Annotated in this window: 15 protein-coding genes and 1 pseudogene; 2 read left to right on the forward strand and 14 right to left on the reverse strand. The window is 67.0% G+C overall.

Annotated elements, in window-relative coordinates; translation table 11 throughout:
• Positions 1–107: 107 nt before the first annotated feature.
• The 5 genes from ACV7NL_RS02875 to ACV7NL_RS02895 form a co-directional block, all read right to left on the reverse strand.
• Positions 108–1,691, reverse strand: coding sequence for a PepSY-associated TM helix domain-containing protein (locus tag ACV7NL_RS02875; RefSeq protein WP_463354866.1), 1,584 nt, complete (start codon positions 1,689–1,691; stop codon positions 108–110).
• A 96-nt stretch (positions 1,692–1,787) separates the two neighbouring features.
• Positions 1,788–4,337, reverse strand: coding sequence for a TonB-dependent siderophore receptor (locus ACV7NL_RS02880; RefSeq protein ID WP_463354867.1), 2,550 nt, complete (start codon positions 4,335–4,337; stop codon positions 1,788–1,790).
• Positions 4,338–4,503: 166 nt separating this feature from the next.
• Positions 4,504–5,457: a FecR family protein gene (locus ACV7NL_RS02885; RefSeq protein WP_463354868.1), complete on the reverse strand. Its 954-nt coding sequence runs from the start codon at positions 5,455–5,457 to the stop codon at positions 4,504–4,506.
• A 107-nt stretch (positions 5,458–5,564) separates the two neighbouring features.
• On the reverse strand, positions 5,565–6,098 hold the full coding sequence (locus tag ACV7NL_RS02890) for an RNA polymerase sigma factor (protein WP_463354869.1): 534 nt from the start codon (positions 6,096–6,098) through the stop codon (positions 5,565–5,567).
• A 939-nt stretch (positions 6,099–7,037) separates the two neighbouring features.
• Complete coding sequence (locus tag ACV7NL_RS02895) at positions 7,038–7,472, reverse strand: ProQ/FINO family protein (protein WP_463354870.1); 435 nt, start codon at positions 7,470–7,472, stop codon at positions 7,038–7,040.
• A 219-nt stretch (positions 7,473–7,691) separates the two neighbouring features.
• Between ACV7NL_RS02895 and ACV7NL_RS02900 the strand changes: the two are divergent.
• Positions 7,692–8,257 (forward strand): annotated as a pseudogene (locus tag ACV7NL_RS02900) (transposase); the annotation flags it as partial.
• 69 nt (positions 8,258–8,326) lie between these two features.
• Here ACV7NL_RS02900 and ACV7NL_RS02905 read toward each other — a convergent pair.
• From ACV7NL_RS02905 to ACV7NL_RS02925, 5 genes are all read right to left on the reverse strand, one after another.
• Positions 8,327–9,316 carry a helix-turn-helix transcriptional regulator gene (locus ACV7NL_RS02905; RefSeq protein ID WP_463354871.1) on the reverse strand — a complete coding sequence of 330 codons (990 nt, stop codon included), beginning with the start codon at positions 9,314–9,316 and terminating at the stop codon, positions 8,327–8,329.
• Positions 9,317–9,475: 159 nt separating this feature from the next.
• Positions 9,476–9,673, reverse strand: a complete 198-nt coding sequence (locus tag ACV7NL_RS02910) for a hypothetical protein (RefSeq protein WP_463354872.1) — start codon at positions 9,671–9,673, stop codon at positions 9,476–9,478.
• A gap of 451 nt (positions 9,674–10,124) precedes the next feature.
• Complete coding sequence (locus ACV7NL_RS02915; RefSeq protein WP_463354873.1) at positions 10,125–10,373, reverse strand: hypothetical protein; 249 nt, start codon at positions 10,371–10,373, stop codon at positions 10,125–10,127.
• Between the two features lie 324 nt (positions 10,374–10,697).
• Complete coding sequence (locus ACV7NL_RS02920) at positions 10,698–10,934, reverse strand: DUF2171 domain-containing protein (RefSeq protein ID WP_056181921.1); 237 nt, start codon at positions 10,932–10,934, stop codon at positions 10,698–10,700.
• Positions 10,935–11,321: 387 nt separating this feature from the next.
• Positions 11,322–11,504 (reverse strand): hypothetical protein, encoded by a 183-nt coding sequence (locus ACV7NL_RS02925; protein ID WP_056181925.1) that lies wholly within the window; start codon positions 11,502–11,504, stop codon positions 11,322–11,324.
• 638 nt (positions 11,505–12,142) lie between these two features.
• On the opposite strand from ACV7NL_RS02925, the gene ACV7NL_RS02930 reads away from it, so the two are divergent.
• Complete coding sequence (locus ACV7NL_RS02930; RefSeq protein WP_463354874.1) at positions 12,143–14,269, forward strand: family 16 glycosylhydrolase; 2,127 nt, start codon at positions 12,143–12,145, stop codon at positions 14,267–14,269.
• A 199-nt stretch (positions 14,270–14,468) separates the two neighbouring features.
• On the opposite strand, the gene ACV7NL_RS02935 is transcribed toward ACV7NL_RS02930, so the two are convergent.
• From ACV7NL_RS02935 to ACV7NL_RS02950, 4 genes are all read right to left on the reverse strand, one after another.
• Positions 14,469–17,099, reverse strand: a complete 2,631-nt coding sequence (locus tag ACV7NL_RS02935; protein WP_463354875.1) for a family 16 glycosylhydrolase — start codon at positions 17,097–17,099, stop codon at positions 14,469–14,471.
• Positions 17,100–17,548: 449 nt separating this feature from the next.
• Positions 17,549–17,725, reverse strand: a complete 177-nt coding sequence (locus ACV7NL_RS02940; RefSeq protein WP_200935884.1) for a hypothetical protein — start codon at positions 17,723–17,725, stop codon at positions 17,549–17,551.
• A 41-nt stretch (positions 17,726–17,766) separates the two neighbouring features.
• On the reverse strand, positions 17,767–17,985 hold the full coding sequence (locus tag ACV7NL_RS02945) for a hypothetical protein (RefSeq protein ID WP_056185735.1): 219 nt from the start codon (positions 17,983–17,985) through the stop codon (positions 17,767–17,769).
• Positions 17,986–18,167: 182 nt separating this feature from the next.
• Positions 18,168–19,154, reverse strand: coding sequence for an acetamidase/formamidase family protein (locus ACV7NL_RS02950; RefSeq protein ID WP_056485241.1), 987 nt, complete (start codon positions 19,152–19,154; stop codon positions 18,168–18,170).
• Between the last annotated feature and the right edge of the window lie 12 nt (positions 19,155–19,166).

Genomic DNA, 19,166 nt, shown 5'->3' on the forward strand with positions numbered 1-19,166 from the left:
ACTATGCTGGAATTATTCTTGATTGATACTTGAAAATCTAGCCCTCGAACGGCGCGCTTTTTTCGCTGACGGAACACGTCGCCCCGATCCCGATGCGCCGGCATCGCTCACAGGCCATGGGGGCGTGAGGCGCCCGGAAAAGCGGTTTGCACCCCGTCGCTTTTCCTCCGGCGCGGCGCGGGGGCTTTGTAGCGAACCACCTTGCGGGCCGCGACGGCGAACAGAACCGCGAGCGCCAACATCGCGGCGTCGAACCACAGGTACAGGGGATCGCCCCCGAGGCGGCGCAGGGGGTGCTGCGGCAGGGTGAGGATGTCGGCCGTGGCGACGGCGCAGCAGAGGAGTGCGACGGCGGCGAACCCCTCGCCCCAGGCGCGGCGGTGCGGGCGAACGAGGGAGAGCAGGAGCACCGCGATCCAGGTTCCGAAGAAGGCGCGGATCTCCCACTCGGCCCGACCGTCGAGGTCGACGGGCAGGAGCCGGTTGGCGATAAAGTAGGCCGCCACCGCTGCCGGCAGGCCCGCGACGGTCCCGACATTGAGCGCCTGGACGAGGCGAAGGCCGGGGAAGGGTCGTTCACCCGCGCGCGGCAGGCGCGCGAGGGACCACAGGATGATCCCCGTCGCGATGGTGACGCTTCCCATCACCCCGCAGAGGAAGAAGAGCAGGCGCAGGGCGGGGCGTGCGAACTGCGCCTCGTGCAGGCCCGTCAAGACCGTGAAGGTCTGGGCGGCGGGCTTGAGATCGAGGCCCCTCGCCTCCAGGACCGCGCCGGTCACGCCATCGAAGGCGAGTTGCGGCTGGCGGCGGGCGATGCCGCGCGGTTCTTCGAACACCGCAACGACGGTGGCGTTGGCGTCGCCCGGACTGACGACGGTCAGGCGCTGCAGGGGTTCGGCGACCAGCGCGACCGCGCGCTCGACCACGGAGCCGATCGGCGTTCCGACAGCGGGGCGGTTGGCCGGGCGGCGCGGGGTCGTGATCCAGGCCGCGTCGGCGAAGAAGGCCGGGGCGTTGCCGCGATACGCCGCCGTCACGCCCCAGGGCATGTAGAATGTCGCCAGGGTGACCACCCCCGTATAGGTGATCATGAGGTGGAACGGCAGCGCGAGAACGCCGCCGACGTTGTGGGCGTCGAGAAGACTGCGCCGGATGGCCTTGTCCCGCCGGAAGGTGAAGAGGTCGGCGAAGAAGCGCCGGTGGGTGATGATGCCGGAGATCAGCGCCACCAGCATGACGATGGCGCAGATGCCCACGATCCAGCGTCCCCACAGGGGCGCCATGTGCAGTTCGAAGTGGAACCGGTAGAGGAAGTCGCCGCCCTCGGTCTCGCGGACCCGCGCCTCGCGTCCCGTCGCGGGGTCGAGAAGCACATGGCCCGGGGGCTCCCCCGGCCCGGTGCGCCAGAACAGGTCGAGGACCGGCTTGTCGGGCCCCGGCATGCCGATAAACCAGCTGCGCGCCTTCGGGGCATGGACGGTGAGGTACGCCGTGGCGCGTTCGGCCGCCGCCCCGAGTTCCGCCGCTGTCAGCGGCTCGGCCCAGGCGAGTTCGGGCCGCATCCAGCGTGAGATGTCGGCGCGGTAATAGCTCGCGGTCCCGGTGACGAAGATCGCGAGAAGCACCCAGCCGACAACGAGGCCGGACCAGGTGTGCAGCCACGCCATGGACTGACGAAAGCTTCCCATCATGGCACGCCCTCCGAGCCTATGACGGGATGCACGCCGCGAGGGCTCGCGGCGTACCCCCTGCCCCTGGTCCCTCGCGCCTCGGTCTGCCCCGACACCTCAGAAATCGACGGTGGCCGAGAGGATCACCGTCCGGGGAGCGCCGACGGCGAGGTAGCCACGGGCGGCCGAGGCCCAGTAGGAATCGTCGAGGATGTTCTGCACCGTGGCGCGCATCACCACGGGCTTTCCGTTCACCCCCTCGAACGTGTAGCGCAGGCCCGCGTCGAACCGTGTCCAGTCCGGAACCGACTGGGTGTTGGCCTGATTGTAGAACATGCTGCTCGTGTAGATCGCCCGCCCCGTGAGGGTGAGGCCGGGCGCCAGCCACGGCGGCAGATCGACTTCGCCATAGAGGTTGAACGCCGTGTCGGGCACGCCGGGCGCGGCACGTCCATCGTTCGCGCCACCCACGGTACTCACGAGCTTGGCGTCGATGAGGGTGATGCCGCCGAGCAGCCGCACGCCCGGAACGAGTTCGCCGAACACGTTGACCTCAACGCCGCGGTTCCGCTGCAGGCCACTCACTGAGAAGATTCGGGTGCCCGGATCGGTGAAGGCGTTGGGCTGCTCGATCTCGAACAGCGAGGTCGTAAGCGAGACCGTCCCGAAATCGTATTTCGCGCCGACTTCCTTCTGCCGGCTCACCACGGGGGCGAAAATCTGGCTGTTGTTGAGCGCCGTGGCGGGCGCCGACGGCCCGGCATCGAGGGACTCGATGTAGTTGCCGTAGAATGACAGGTTCTCGAATGGCCGCAGCACGAGCGCTATGGCGGGGCTGAACCGGCTCTCGACGTAGCTCGACGCCACGGCGCCCCGGGTCGGACCAGGCCGGGTGTTGTAGCTCCGGAGATCGATCTCCTGGAAGCGGCCGCCGAGGGTGAGCAGGAAGCGGTCGTCACCAAGCGAGAGAGTGTCGGCGATGGCCACGCTGCGGGCGTAGAGCTCCGAGAACAGGGGCTGCTGGTTGGAGCGGGGAAGGTTGGCGGTGGCCACCGACCCGAACGGCAGGTCGACCGGGTTGTAGATGTTGGTCAGGTAGCTCGGCAGGGCGAAGGGGGTGAAGCCACGCGAACGGTTCTTGTTGATGGCCTCCACGGCCGCGACGGTGAGTTGATGCCCGATGAAGCCGGTCTGGAAGCTCGACCGGAATCCGACCTCGCCCGTGAATCCTTCGAGTTCCAGGGGCTGGATCGCCAGGGAGTTCAGGGCTTGGCCATTGGGATTCCGCACCAAGTAGTTCGAGGTCAGGAAGTCCTCGTTGTAGCGGCTGAGGCCGCCGGCGGCGTAGATCGTGGTGTCGGGCAGGATGTCGTATTCGACCCGGCCGGCGGCCATGTTGTAGCGGCTGTCATTGAATTCGAAGGCATTCGCCGTGTTGCGCCGGGCGTTCGGAGCCCGGGGAACCGGGATGCCCGGTGCCACCGCGTTGAACAGGGAGGTCGGCGCCGTGACGTTCTGGGTGGAGTGGTTGAGATCCACCGAGGCGCGGAAGCCATCGCCGCGATAATCGAGGCCGAGGGCCGCGACGCCGACCTCGATGGCGTTCTTGTCGAGCGGTGTGTCGCCGTTGCGATAAGCGCCGTTGAAACGGACGCCCCACTCCTTCTGGATGCCGAAGCGACGGCCGACATCGAGATGCGTTCCGAACTGGCTGTCGCTGAAATAGCTCGTGGTCACCCGCGTCAGAGGCTCGTCGAAGGCGCGCTTGGGCACGAGGTTGATGGTACCGCCGACGCGACCGGTGCCGCCGCTGAGGAGCGCCGTCGGCCCGAGCAGGACCTCGACGCGCTCGAGCCCCTCGGTGAAGCTGCGGCGTGGGTTGGCGATGTAGAACAGGCCGTCGAAAGCGGTGTCGAGGTTGGTCACCGAGAAGCCGCGAATGAAGTACGAATCGCGTTCGCTGTAGGGGGGGGCGTCGCTCCGGACGGAGGGATTGTTCAGCACGACGTCGCCGACGGAGCGCGCCTGCTGGTTCTCGATGAGCTTCTCGGTGTAGCCTGTGACGTTGAAGGGCGTCTTCAACACGGAGCGGTTGCCCAGCAGGCCGACCCGCGTGCCGGTGCCGACCTGACCGCCCGCATAGGGGACGGGCGGTTGCCCCACGGTGCCGGAGCGGGGCGGCAGGCCGGAGACGAGCCCGGGGGCCTGCCCCTGTCCGGCCACGTGCAACTCCTCCAGGGCCACCGCGCCAGCGGTCGCAGCGCCGAGTTGGACGTAGCGCGGATTGACCAGGGTGATGGTGGAGGTCCCCGCCGTGCGGAAGCTCAGATCGGTTCCGGCCAGAATCCGTTCCAGGCCGTCGCGGGGCTCGAACGCACCCGCGACGCCGGCCGTGGTCAGCCGTGCCGTGAGATCGGTGGCATAGACGAGCTTGACGCCGGTCTGTTCGGAGAAGGCGACGAGGGCCGCTTCGAGGGATCCCGCCGGGATCGTCAGCGCGACGCGTTCCCCCGCCCCCGCGGCCGATGCGTCGTAGGCAAGGATGTTCGCCGAGCGCTCCACGACCGCCCGGCTACCGCGCACCGGCTGACCCTGCGATTCACGGGCCTGCCCGGCGGCCGGGACCATGGCCAGCATCGACACGCCGGCAAGGGCCGATCCAGCCAAGCGTTCACATCTCACCCCCCGCCCACGCGCCGTCATACCGAGTCCTGTCCATCTCTCGCGGAAGGACGACCCTTTCGCGGGAAGACGACCTGCGTCGCGCCGGCTCGTCCTCACCGATTGAGATCAACGGGACCGCAATCTCCTGACGTCCCCGGCCAAACTTTCTTCAGGAATTTCGGCGCGGCGATCCGACAAGGATGAGGAGGGGCGACAGCCGGGTGATGCCCACGCCCATGCTCGATGCGATGGCGTCGAGGGCCTCGTCCGTGTCCCGAGGATCGAACGATCCGGTGACGCGCCGCTCGCCGGCCGCGGCATCCAGGAGCACGATGGCCCCACGGCGATACCGGTCGAGTTCGGCCAGGACCGTGGACAGGCGCTCGCCGGAAAAGACGAGGCGTCCCGTCCGCCACGCCGTCGCCCGATCCACATCGGCCCGCGCGACGGACAGAGGAGCACCGTTCGTATGGTAAAGCGCCTCGCCCGCCGACACGCGCACCGGACGCTCCGAGGCCGCGACATCGACACTGCCCTCGACGACGCCGGCGGGTTTATCCGTATCGCCGGCCCTGACGAAGAAGCGTGTCCCCACGGCACGGACGCGCAACCCGCCGCTCCGAACGACGAACGGACGGCGCGGATCGGGGACGACGTCGAAGAACGCCTCTCCGCGCAGAAGCTCGATCCCGCGTTCGGTCTCGCTGAAATGCAGGGCGATGGCGGTATCGGTGTTGAGGTCGATGCGGCTGCCGTCGGTCAGGGTCGCATGGGTGATGTCGCCGACGCCGCTCCACAGGTCGGACCGCAGGCGATCGATGAAACCGAGCTGAAAGGCCAGGGCGGCACAGAGGACGATGGCGACGACGACGCCTGCCAGCCCTTTGGGCACCGAGCGCCGGTGCCGGCGACCGGGAACGTGGCCGAGCGTTTGCCACAGGGCTTCCATCTCGGCATACGCCTCGGCATGTGCCGGATCGGCTGCGCGCCACGCCTCGAATGCGCCCCGATCCGCCTCCGTCGCATCGGGCGAGGACAGGCGTGCGACCCAACCCGCAGCCACCTCGTAGACCGGGTCTTCGCGCTCCACCTCGCGCACATCGGTGCCGTCGCCGCTGGCCACGCCTTCTGCTCCATCCGGGCTCACCAAGCCCGGACGGCCCAGTCTCACGCTCCTACACCCTTAGATCCGCGAACTGGCAAGATCCTGACGTCTGGACCTCGACGGTATCACGCGATCCCTGATGCGCTCCTGAGATGGGCGGCCTGGGATTGGCGGCGACAGTGCAGAAGCGCCCGGATGAGGTGTTTCTCGACCATGTTGCGGCTGATGCCCAGACGGGCGGCGGCCTCGCCATTCGACAGGTTCTCGAAGCGGACGAGCAGGAAGACCTCCCGGCACCGGGGCGGCAACGCGTCGATGGCAGCGGCGAGCCGCCTGAGTTCCTGGCGCGCGATCACCTGGCGTTCCGGCATGGCGTATCCATCCGCGATCTGCGCGAGGTCGAGATCGGTCACCGGCTGGAACAGCGCGCCTTCGAGGCTTCGCCTGTTTCGCATCCGCAACGCCACGTTGTTGGCGATCTGGAACAGGAATGCGGAGGGATGTTCGACGGTCGTGCGGGACAGGGCGCCGAGCATCCGCAGGTAGGTTTCCTGATGGGCGTCAGCCGCCGCATCGGCGCTTCCAAGCAGGCGCAGAAGGAACCGCCGAAGCCTGACGCCCTCGCTCCGATGCAGCGTTTCGATCAATGTCGGCTGCATGGCCCCCTCCCATAACCCCAGATGATCGCACCATTGCTCGATCTCGATGGGCCCAGGAAGCAGATGAGGGAAAATTATGCAAGCTCTTCAATAGTTTATATGAGCTCTAAACAAGGATAGCCCAAGCATTGCAAGGCTCTGCATTTCCGGCGAAACGTTCCCGTTCGGAACTCAAGGGTCTCCGGCGACCGGGCTTCGGAATCATATGAATATGTTCGTCTGTTGCGCTGTGAGCACGTTGCGTCGCCATCTGCGGAGTGAGACGGCGGAACTCTTTACTCGTCCTGCCGGCGGTCAGGCGGGCCAGCGTCACCGGGCTTCACCGTGCGGCTCGAACGCGACCGACCGAGCCCTCTCGATCGATCGCCTCGGTTTATTCGGTATCCAAGTCGTTGGCCGTGCAACATCGCCGGAAGTGCGATGTTCTCACTGCGAGGACCAGGTGGTGCAATGGTCCTCGTTCCTTTCACTGGCAGCCTTATGGGCGATCACGGCTTGGCCGCCCGCAAGGCTCTGGTCCAAGGGCGCGGCATCGCGGCAGCGCACATCTGGCGCGCCAACGATCTGTTTGCCGCTGGAACGATGAAGCAAGTCCTGGTGAGATCCATGCCAGACTCCGCTCCCCTGTTTCTAAACGTTCTTGGCCGCCCGCGGATCAATCGCACCCGTATACTGATCGATGCGCTCACAGCTCTATCGGTAATCCTAGCTGGCCTCACCCGGCGGTGACGTCCGCTTTCAAGCTCTGGGCAGGACTTGCTTAACGGCGAGGGCGGGTCGGAGGTGGCGTCAATGGGTCCTGCTTCCATGCAGGCCCTCAATACGAAACCGCGCCATCTGCGCGGAGGCCCCGCCAATTATGGTCAGGCTCATTGCTATCGCGAGGACCGTTGCCTGCAGCCGAGACACCATAGATCGCGTTTGCGTGCCCTCCGAGCACTACGTAGACTGTACGGGGATCTCTTCGCGGGCCCGTCGAAGCCGGGCACGGGCCATCAGCTTCAGGCAATCTTCCTGCGCGCGTAGACGTTCTGTGTCGCGCACGGCCTCGACGGGGTTTCCATCGACGTCGTGCCGCATCGAGTTGGGCTGGGCCATCGCCAGCCGGTAGGCGAACGTGCGTACATACGCCCCCAGCGTCTTGGCGACGGTCGCCTCGTCTACCTCCGGCCTGCGGCAGACCGCGAACGTATCGTGGATGCCGACCGCGAACACTCGGACGGGATCGCCCTCCGCCTGAGGCAGAACGCCGGGGGGCGTGACGAGCAGGTCATTGAGCGCCCGTGCCCGCGCGATGACGTCTGGACGAGCCTCGATCACCTGGGCTCGCGTCCAGGGCTGGTACTTCGACGCTGAGGGCTGATCCTTGCTCATCACCATACTCGCAGGGTCACGGGTCGTCCGTTGATTGTCTTGCTATCCAGCCTCTGAGGTATAACAGTTTAGGATGGATATTTGAAGTTCGTACGTTTCAGGCGGAACATAGAGCGCGTGGATTGTTTGGCTCACATGACCCCCATCGGTTTGTTTGTCTCAGATTTAGTCTTAGAGGCTGTTATGGACCTATGACGGCTGGATTCCAGATGAAGGGGCATGACCTCTTCACGCAAAGCCTACCCGTCCGACGTCTCCGATGACGAATGGGCGCTGGTCGCCCCCCCCTGTCTGATGCTGCTGCGCGCGGATGCGGGACAGCGTGAGCACAGCCTGCGCGCGGTGGTCAACGGGCTGCGCGATGTGGTGAAGACGGGCGCGCCGTGGCGGTGGATGCCCCAACGACCTTCCGCCCTGGGAGGCCGTCTACCAGCAGGCGCAGCGCTGGCTGGCGGCCGGGTGCTTCGAGCAACCGGCCGCGGATCTGCGGGCCCTTCTGCGTCTGGCCTCCGGACGTTCGCCCGAGCCGCGTTCGGCCATCCTCGACAGCCGGACCCTGCGCTCCTCACCCGAGAGCGGCGAGCGGGCCGGACGGCTGAGAAGTCGGCCAAGGCCGCCCGCGCCCACGGGATCGAACGGGAGGTCGCGAAACCGCCGGAGACCAAGCGCAGCTTCGTCCTGCTGCCGCGCCGGGGGGGGTCGTCGAGCGCTCCTTCGCCTGGGCCACGTGCTTTCGCCGCCTCGTCAAGGATGACGAGCGCAATCCCAGCACGCGAGCAAACCTCCCAGAGTCGCCTTCGCCTGCCTCATGCACGAACAGGCCACTGAACCCGCGGCCCGTTCAGGAATAGCCTCTAGGCAGTCGAGCGACGGGTCTCGGAGGGCGTGCACCCGTAGAGCCGCCGGTAACGCTGGCCGAAGTCGCTCATGTGGGCGAAGCCCCAGCGCTTCGCGATCACCGCCACCGGAAGGGCGGCATTGCGCGCGCTGATCAGATCCTGATGGACCCGCTTCAGGCGCTGATCGATGAGGAATTGAAATGGCGTCTGTCCCACGTCCCGGCGGAACCGGGTCTGCAGGCCGCGGACGCTGATCCCGGCGGCGGCCGCAATGTCCGCCAAGGTGAGGGGGCCGGACAGGTTCGCCTCGATATAGTCGAGCGCCATCCGGAGGCTGCGGGACGGAACGTCGACCCTGTCGCAAACCTTCGGCTCCACCCGCTTCGGCCAGGCCGAGAGCAGCTGATAGCTCAGAATTTCCTGAACCAGGGGCAGGACGTAGTCACACGCCGGATCGGCCTCCTGGACCCGACGCTGGATATCGCGCAGGGAGCAGGCGAGGGCCTTCATGCCCGGGGTCGCGATGTCGGCGACCGGCGCGAGGGACGACAGGCCGCGGGAATCACCCATCAGGGCCGCATCGGCGGCCGTCAGGGTCTCGACGGCGATCGTCCCGCTGAGGGCGCTGAAGCTGCCCGAGGCCTGAACTTCCCGCAGATCCTCGAATCCCACGAGGGTCGCGTGCGTCGGTGTTCCGATCGAATTGCCGGCGCGGTGGCGGTAGGTGACGTGGCCGCGCGTGACGAAGCGGAACGTCATCACGGCCGCGTCGTATTTCGGCTTGGTGACGAAGCCGCTGATCGTGTGGGTCTCCCACAGGCTCATGCACGCGTCGACCCGCCCGTCGATCTCGATCTCCGGCGCGATCGAGCGCATCACGTCGAAATGGACCGGGATCCCGCCGCGATCGTTGAAGGCCTGGAGTTGCCGCAGGGAGTCGATATGGGCGGCGAGCCGACGCGGCGGCTGCCTTGCGGACGGATAAGCCGATGCGCGATCCACCATCCTACCCTCCTGGCCGCTCCGCGCCCGCGCAAGAATCCGCCTCGTGGAGCCCTCGGATCGGACCTGCGGGCGCAGATCAGGACGGAAGGCGGGACGCTGAGCCCTGCAACGTCGCGGGTGGCGGATCGAACGGCGCCGCGCCGACCCGTCGCCGGAAGCTCAAGGCCTGCGGGACACCGGCTCCACATCCCGAAAGGCGACCACGACGCCCCTCTTCAATTTCTCCCACAGGCGAAGCGGAAAGAACAGGATGCAGGCCAGGGAAACGAGGACCAGGCCGCACAGCATCGCCAATCTTTGCATCGGCGGGTCGGATTCCTCGCGATCGTACCAGAGGGGATCTTCGTCGGGAATCACGATGGGTCCTCGCCAACACGCGCGCGATTGTCTGCTCGTTTCAGAACATCACAGATCTGAGCATAGGTCGATGACGGGTTTAAGATATCGTTAATCCTAACCCGGCGCCTCGGGCCAAGCAGCCCGTCCGGGATTCCACGTTCACGCCGAACCGTCACACCGAAAGGTCCCTTCCGGCCCTTGGTATTCCGAACTTAGCACTCCGAACTCGGCATTCCGAACTCGGGACCGGGTGGACCGCCACGGATGGGGACGAGGCGGTCCCGGATGCGTGTGGCGCTGGGGCCGAGGATCGTCGCGACAGGCTCACGGGGATACCTGCCAGAACCGGACCGATGCCGGCCCGAAAACGAAACCGGCTCACCGAGGAAGATCCCCGCGGGAATCGCTCGATGAGCCCGGTTCGAGGCGGTCAGCGGTGGACCCGCAGGGTCGACGCCGTCGGTCTTCTTCAGAAAGAGCCGGTCGTTTCCACCTCTCCCGCCGCCTGCGCGCTCCGCGGCGGCGCCGCAGGCCCGGCCGAAGCGGTCGGCTGAGGCGTGGTGGTCAGGTCGCTGACGCTGCGCACCTGCTGGGTTTCACGCACCTGCTCGCGAAACAGCGGAGGCGTCAGGTAGAGGGCTTCACCCGCCTGGGCGGCACCGCCGGCGAAGGACACCGACGCGAGAACGGTCAGGGTGAGAAGGCGAGCGACGCGCATGGGAAATCTCCTGATCGGCTGGCAAGGGGCCGCCGTTGAAGAGATTGAACCACATTTTTGTGCGCTGCGGTTTGCTGATTTTGCAACGCAGCATAATGCCCGCCCGCCGTCCGATGACCACTATATCGCAGCTTTGCAAGGGCACGGGGCCAATGATGACCGAAGAAAGACATGTCCTGAGTGCAGGCCGCCCAAAATCAGCAATGCTGTCCAAAAATTAACTTTTCGGACTTCGCAAAAATACTTTGCGGGACCAGGCGATAAGCCGTCCGTCGCCCATGGGGGTAGGGGGCCATCGGCTCCCTACCCTGGGACAGGATCGTGTTACTCGGCCGTGCCCCACTCATCCTTGGCTTCCGCGGTCGTGCGATTCAGCCGGACTTCGCCGCCCTCGACGGCGGCGATCGAGTCGATATGGATGAAGTGATGCTGGCCCTGAGCCTCGGGATCGGTGCGGGTGAGCTTGATGCGTTGCCCGTCGAGGTGATCCACGGTTCCGACATGTCCGCCATCGGAGCCGACGACGGGCATGTGCTCCTGGATCTGACTGGTGTCGGTCATGGCGGTGTTCCTCTATCCAAACGCTGGTGAGCAGCGAACGCGCGTCCGACCAAACGGGTCCGAAGCATGTTTCCGAGCTGTGGAGGAACTTTCGCGCGGTGCGGGAAGGGGTCTCCGCCCCGCCGATTTCGCGACCGCGACGGTCAGCGTGAGGCCTGCGAGCCGCCGCGCAGCGGCGCGTGATCGGGCACGGGACGGGAGATTTCGGCCGGGCAGAGGCAGATCGCAGGTGCGCGGCAAGCCGGGACGGCGCCCTGCATCGGTTCGGGGGATCGCCCAGGCGGACCGGTCCCGCCCTCGGGTCGAGCGGTCCTTCTGCGATCGCGCGTTGCATCGGCGCCGTTGCGTTCGTTGATCGAACCGCAACGGCGACCGATCCGCCGAAGGCTAGATGTTCTCGCCAGGCTCGGGACTGGCCACGAGCTGCTCGGCCTCGACGGTCGTGTACCCTTCCAGCCAGTCCGCACTCTCCTGCGATCCCGCCGGATACGGGTTGGCGGAGACGGGCTGGCCCTCGCTCCGCGCGGCACTGCCCTCCAGCCAGATCTTGTTCGACGCGACGACGGTCATGACGGTCCCTCCTGTGGAGGTGAAAACGGCCTTCGGGGAGGACGGTTCACGCCAAACCGAAAGTCCCAAGCTGCCGTTTGCCTGCGCGGGCCCCTGGAATTGTCGGACATCCCCTGTCGCCCCCGGCTGCAGACGTGCCGTACAACCCGGACGGAGGCCGCAGCGGCGACCTTCGCCGGGCTTCGGAGTGCCGGGGCCGGCCCCGCGCGGGCACGCATCGAGGCCCGAGGTCCGGCCACCGAATCGGCCGCGCCGGCACCGGGCGATCGCTGGCAGGCCCGGCAGGCCCCTCCCCCGCCGGGCCGCCCCCTCAAATCGGCCTTCGCATGCGCCGCGCGCTGGCGGCCGGCGTCGCCGACGACATCGCGGGCGGCCGCCGGAACCGCTCGGGCCGTGCGGGCGCCTTTGGGGGTGACGCGGGAGGCCGCCGCGATGGCGCTTGCGACCCGCCCGTGCGAGCCGGCACGACCCTTCGCGTCCGACGAAGGCTTAGCCGCTGTTCGACACTCAGATTCCTGCGGGGGTGTGCCCTTTTAGGAACAGCGACCTTGATCGCACCATCAATCGTTTGTTAGCCATTTTGAGCGCGTATCCGTGACTTGGACCTGCGTATTCGTTCACCACTATTGTGAGGTTGTATGGCAAGTTGGCTCAATTCATCTGGTGTTGCACTGAGAGACAGTACATCTCCGGCGAAGTGGTTCACCACTTCCTATGGCGGTCAGACCCTCAACGGCACCAGCGGCGCCGACTCGCTTTCCGGTAAGGCCAACACCGTGTCATCGCTGGCCGGGGGGGCAGGCGACGACAGCTACGCGCTGCCCGACCTGAAGACGAAGCCCATCGAAGCGGCCGGGGGCGGCGTCGACACCGTGACCACCTGGTGGCGCGACTACGTCCTGGCCGACAACATCGAGAATCTGAACATCAACGGCATCGCCCGCGTCGAGGGCAACGGCCTCGCCAACATCATCCGCGGCGACAGCAGCGCCCAGACGATCGACGGCGGCTTGGGCAACGACGTCCTGATCGGCGGCGGCGGGCGCGACACCTTCCTGGTGACGAAGGGCGACGGCAGCGATGTGATCGTCGATTTCCAGACGAGCGGGGCCGGCGACCTGGCGCGGCTCGACGGCTACAGCCTGACGAGCTTCGCCCAGGTGAAGTCGGCCATGTCGCAGGTCGGATCGGACGTCAAGCTGGCCTTGAGCGGGAGCGAGTCGCTCATCTTCCGCAACCACAAGATTGCAGACTTCACCGCGGACGATTTCCAGCTTCCGGTATCGACCGCGGGCCGCACCCTGACCTTCGCGGACGAGTTCAACAGCCTGAGCCTGTGGAACGGCAAGTCGGGAACCTGGGAGACGACCCAGGCAGGATCTTCGCTCAACGTCAACGGCAGCACACTGGCCGGCAACAAAGAGCTGGAATGGTACATCAACAGCAACTACACGCCGACCGCTTCGGTCAAGCCCTGGACGATCAACAACGGCGTCCTTGAAATCACTGCCGCGAAAGCTCCGGCCGCGATCAAGCCCTATATCAATAATTACAATTACACGTCCGGCATGATCCAGTCGCATCAATCGTTTTCCCAAACCTATGGGTATTTCGAGATGCGCGCCCAGCTTCCTGCCGGGCAGGGTTTGTGGCCGGCCTTCTGGCTGATGCCGCAGGATGGCACCTGGCCCCCCGAGCTCGACATCATGGAGGTGGTCGGAAGCAAGCCGACCTCGCTGGTGACCACGCTTCGGTCGATGCAGACGGGATCGCTGGTCGAAACCTCGATCGGCTCGACCGTCGCCGACATGACCAAAGGCTTCCACACCTACGGCGTCGACTGGCAGAAGGACACCATCCGCTGGTACTTCGACGGCCTGGAAGTCGCCTCGATCGCCACCCCGGCCGACCTGCACAAGCCGATGTACATGGTCGCCAATCTCGCGGTCGGTGGGACCTGGCCGGGCAATCCGGACGCCACGACGACGTTTCCGTCCAAGATGCAGATCGACTACATCCACGTCTATTCCGGTGACGGCACCGCGGCCGCCCCGACAACTCCGGTCACCCCGACGCCCGCCCCCTCCTCTCCGGACAAGAGCCCGACCGGCGGCACCCTGTTCGCGCTCAATGCCGAGGATAAGCCCCTCTACGAGAGCGCTGTCGCGACCAAGGGCTTCGTCGCCAGCGGAAGCTACCAGACCCTCACGGGCACATCGGGCGCCGATGCGCTCCGAGGCAACGGCACCTCCACGCTGACGGGCGGCGCCGGCGACGACACCTACTACGTCTCGAAGGACAAGGTGGTGGAGAGCAGCGGCGGCGGCACCGACACGGTCATCGCCTATGCCAACCATACCCTGGCCGCCAATGTCGAGAACCTGTTCGCGTTCGGTGCCAACACCACGGCCACCGGCAACAGCCTCGACAACGTCATCCAGGGCGGTGCCGGGCGTCAGACCCTCGACGGCGGCGCCGGCAACGATGTGCTGAAGGGCGGTGCGGGCTCGGACATCTTCGTGTTCGGGTCGGGCCACGACCGGGTGCTCGACTTCCAGGGCGGTTCCGGCTCCGACAAGGACCTGCTCCGCATCTCCAAGGCGGATTTCACCAGCGTCGCGGCCGTCCAATCCGCAAGCCACCTCGTCGATGCCGATCATGACGGCGCGATCGACGACGTGGTGATCACGCATGGCTCGGACACGATGGAGCTTCTGAACCTCAGCCTGTCGACCCTCGATGCCGGGCACATCCTGATCGTCTGACCCTGCTCCTGACCCTGCTCTCGCGCGAGAGCGACCTGACCGGCTCCGGCGCGTCCTGCGTCGGAGCCGTCTTGCGTTTCCAGCGTCACGGGCGCAGCGCTGCACCGATCCCGCCGGCAGACGGGGACCGCCCGCCGGTACCGGTCCCGGCGCGGGAACCGCGCCGGTTCGCGCATCGGGGTCGTCGAGCGCGCGGATCTCAGTGGATGGCGTCGTTGGCCCAGACCCGGACGTAATCGACGTCGAGGTGCGTGGTCGGCATGGAGGCGTCGTACTTGCCCGGCCAGCTGCCGGTGTCACCCACCGCCAGATTGACGACCATGTACATCGGCTTGTGCATGTCGGCCGGCGTTGCCGTCTCGGCCACCTTCGCACCGTCGATGTACCATTCCAGCGTGTCCTTCTGCCAGTTGACGCCGAAGGTGTGGAAGCCCTCCGTCAGGTCTTCCGTCTGCACCGGCATGCTCGTCAGGGTGTGACCGCCGATCGAGGAATGCGCCGTGGCGTAGGCGGTGTCCTTGTCGTGGCCCAGGAACTCCAGAACGTCGAGTTCGGCCGGCCACGTCCCGTCGGCGTTCAGCAGCCAGAAGGCCGGCCACATGCCCTGGCCCGCCGGCAGCTCGGCGCGCATCTCGAAATAGCCGTAGGTCTGGGCGAACGACTTGGCCGTGGTGAGCACGCCCGAGGTGTAGGCCAGGCCCAGCGGGTTGCCGTCGTGATCCGGAGCCGCCGTGATGCTCAGGACGCCGTTCGAGACCGAGAACGGGTTCGTGCCCACCGAGCTGTCCGAGTAGTACTGCGCCTCGTGGTTCGACCCCAGGGTCCGATCCTGGCTGGTGCCGACGCCAAGTGCGCTCTTCCACACCGTGCCTTGGCCATTGGCCGAAGCACTGAGGGTGTTGAACTCGTCGGCGAAGCTCAACGTCATGCCCGGATGCGACGGGTCCGCCGGCAGGGCGAAATCGCCGGCCTTGAGGTTCGTGAGCGCCACGTTCTGTAAGGTCAGCGTCTCGCCGCCGCCGAGCGCGATGACGGTGTCCGACCCGACCTGACTGGCCGCCATCTTCAGCTCGGCGAAGCTGTGCAGGTTGACCCCCTCCATGCGGACCTTGTCCACGCCGGAGGCGAAGTCGGTGATGATGTCGCTGCCCTCGCCCTTGGCGATGACGAAGATATCGGCCCCGCCGCGGCCGGTCAGGATGTCGTTCCCGGCCTTGCCGTTGAGGGTCTGGGCGCCGCCATCGCCGGTGATCATGTTGTTGAGGCTGTTGCCGGTGCCGCTCTTGGCGTTGCTGAAGCTCAGGTTCTCGACGTTGTCCGGCAGGGTGTAGTCGCGCCAGGCAATGATGACCGTGTCGACGCCGCCGCCGGGCGCCTCCACGACCTGATCGCTCGATTGCCAGATGTGATAGGTGTCGTCGCCGGTGCCGCCGGTCAGGACCGCACCACCCTTGTCCCAGCCCCAGATGTCGTCGTGCCCGGCCGTGCCGTTGAGGGCCTGGACGGCATTGTTGGCCTTGATCGTGCTCGTCGGTGCCACGCTGGCCCGCGCCGGCTCGTTCACCACGACGGGTGGAGCGACGACCACAGGCGGGTCGACGACGGGCGGGGTGACGACGGGCGGAGCGACGACGACCGGCGGCTCCGGGGGCGCCGGCGGTACGGCCACTTCGGGAGGCTGCGGCCCGGGGGGCGCAACGACCACGGGCGGCGTTTCGGGCGCCACGGAATCCTCCAGGACGAAATCGCCTGACGTGAGGGCATTCCCGGCATGGACGGCGGTGAAGCGGCCGACGGCCGCGCCGTGCTCGCGGATCTCGTAGGTGTGCAGCGTACCCTGACGGGCGATCTCGACCACGTTGGCATCGGCGGCAAAGCCGCGGAACACCAGCGTGTCCCCGCCGGCGGCGCCGGCCCCCTGGAAGTCGGTGATCCGGTCGAGGGCCGTGCCCGTCAGGCCGGCCGTCCCGGCCAGATCCGCCTTGCTGAACACGAAGCGGTCGGCTCCGGCCCCGCCCGTCAGCAGGTCGACGCCGAGCCCACCGGTGATGATGTCGTTGCCGGCGCCGCCGTTGATGGTGTCGTTGCCCGACGCCCCGATGATGATGTCGTCACCGTCCTGGCCGGCGATGAGCTGCGCCCGCGTCCCGCGCGAGGAGAGGTCGATCCGGTCGGCACCTGCGGTGCCGGCGGTGTACTGGGCCGCCAGGGGTGCGATCGGGCCGCTGCTCGAACTGACCGGTGCGGTTGCGGAAACCACCGGCGCGAGCGTGCTCGACGCCGCCGGCGTGATCAGCGCTTCCGGAGAAGGCTTGACCACGGACGCCTCCGACGCCTCGAACACGAAGTCGCCTGACGTGAGCGCCTCTCCGGCATGGACAGCGGTGAAGCGGCCGACGGCGACGCCGTGCTCGCGGATTTCGTAGGTGTGCAGCGCGCCCTGCCGACTGACCTCGACCACACTGGAATCGGTGGCGAAGCCCTGGAGGACGATGGTATCGCCCCCGGCGACGCCGGCGCCCTCGAAGTCGGTGATCCGGTCGAGGGCGGCGCCCGTCAGGGTGGCCGTACCGGCGAGATCCGCCTTGCTGAACACGAAGCGGTCGGCCCCGGCTCCGCCCGTCAGGGTGTCGACGCCGAGCCCGCCGGTCATGATGTCGTTTCCGGCGCCACCGTTGATTGTATCGTTGCCTGATGCACCGATGATGATGTCGTCACCATCCTGGCCGGCAATCAGTTGTGCGCGCGTCCCGCGCGACGAGAGGTCGATCCGATCCGCACCTGCGGTGCCGGAGGTGTACTGAGCCGAAAACAATGCCGTGTCCGCCATGGGTCGCTGACTTTCTTGCGATCGATGACGGATCATGAGAACGGCTAAGTTAATACAGAGCAAATACTGCCTTTGGTTCCATCGTCTGAATCGGCAGAGTATTTCTCTCGTTAAAGAAGAGTACCGCCAGGCCGACAAATTAATCGAACCCTTTCGCTCAAAGGCTTAGGGGCAAGGGTGGCCGGTGGCGGATGGCCTTCCGTCAGCGGTTCCATCCCGAGGCGAGAGGGTGAGGATCGTCCCCGAAGCGGCCTTGCTCGTCGGCGTCACGCTTCGCTGGAGATCGGGCGCATCCGGGGCGCCAACGGGGCGACCGCCCTCGCCTGCATGACGGAGTCCTCGCCTGCATGACGGAGTCCTCGCCCGCATGACGGATCGGGGGCCGGTTTCCGGCGGTTCCGTCCAGCCGGATCAGAGGCCGGCGCAATCGCTCGGCCGACCGGTGAGACTCACGTGGTCACGCTCCCTCTGCCCAGCAGGAACAGAGCTGCGCCGATGACGAGAAGGCTTTTCGACAGGAACGAGAATCCGGAAACGCCCTCGCCGTCGTCCAGGGATCGCAGATAGGCGACCTGGGCGAACATCGCCGCCCAGTACGCGGACCACAGGGCGAGGACGGACATCATCCCCATCGGCGCGGCACGCCCCCAGGATGCCGCCGGGCGATCTAGGCTTCGACCCGCCGCTCATGCCGCCAGAGCGCGACCGCATGCCGGCGCGCCTCGTAGGCCCGGCGCACGGGCGTGCCGTCGGCGCCGCGGCCCTCCTGGCTGTAGCCGAACCGGAGCACGCCGTCCGGACCGTAGAGACGCGTCATCTCGGAACGCCAGGCCTGATCGGTGCGCGCCAGAACCGCTTCGGTCTCGGCCAGTCGGTTCGTCTGCATCGGGGCTCTCTCGCGGGGCTGAATGCAGGTCTAACGCGCGCCGAGGCCATCCGGTCCCGAGCCCGTCCCTCCTCCCCATCGCATCATACGCGACCCGGCGACCGCGCATGCACAGGTGAGTCGCGTGCAAGGTTGAGTCGCGTGCAAGGTTCGCGCCCAAGGGAGCTTCCGGCCTCGACGGCTCAGCCCTTCGGCGCGGCCTGCGTCGGCGCGGGCGACGCCCCCGGCGACGCGAGAGCGCTCTTCGGCATCAGCATGTGCACGCCCTTGTTGCCGTCCACCGTCTGGGTGATGCGCAGGTTTCCGGCGAGCGAGCACAGCATGTAGGCTTGGTTGCGGGTGAGGCTCGTGCGATCGCAGACGTGCCGCACCATCTCGCGCACGGCCTGGCGCATCGCCTCGTCGAGGCTCTCGTGCAGGCCGATCGACATCAGGTCGGTGGGCGTCTCGGCGAAGGGCCAGGCATAGCCGAGGTCCTTGCGCACGGTGAGGCGGAAGGTGCCGGTCAAGCCGGTTTCGAGGGCGGTGATGCAGACCTCGCCGTCGCCCTGCACGCCGTGGCCGTCGCCCGCATAGAAGCCGGCGCCCGCATTGTAGACCGGCAGGTAGAGGGTGGTGCCGACCTTGAGTTCCTTGTTGTCCATGTTGCCGCCGAACCCGCGCGGGACCGGGGTGCCGACCCGGCCCCAGGCGGCGGGGGGCGCCGTGCCCATGATGCCGAAGAACGGATCGAGGGGCAGCTCCGTACCCCAGGGCAGCACGGCGACGCCGCGGGCCACATCGATGTCGGGGTGGATGGTCTCGTAGTCGGTGAACTCGTCCGGCAGGGTGCCGAGGAGCGGCAGGATCGCCACGAAGCCCCAATCCATGCGGAATTTCAGGTCCAGGATCTCGACCTGGAGCACGTCGCCCGGCTCCGCCCCGCGCACATGGACCGGCCCGGTGACGAAGTGGGGGCCGGGTCCCTGCGCGAGCGTGTCGAGGGCGAGGCGATAATCGGCCGGTACGCGGGCGGGATCGGGGTGCAGGGATTCCCGGCCGCCGGCCGGAAACGAGTGCAGCGTCACGGTATCGCCGGAGGCGATCTCCAGGACGGGCGGCAGGGCGGCGTCGAAGTAGCCCAGCGCCATGGTTTCGGGGGTCGCGGGAATCTCGTGGTGCTGCGACATACGGGGTCCTTG

It is taken from the genome of Methylobacterium sp. Ger2507 (genome assembly GCF_055231875.1).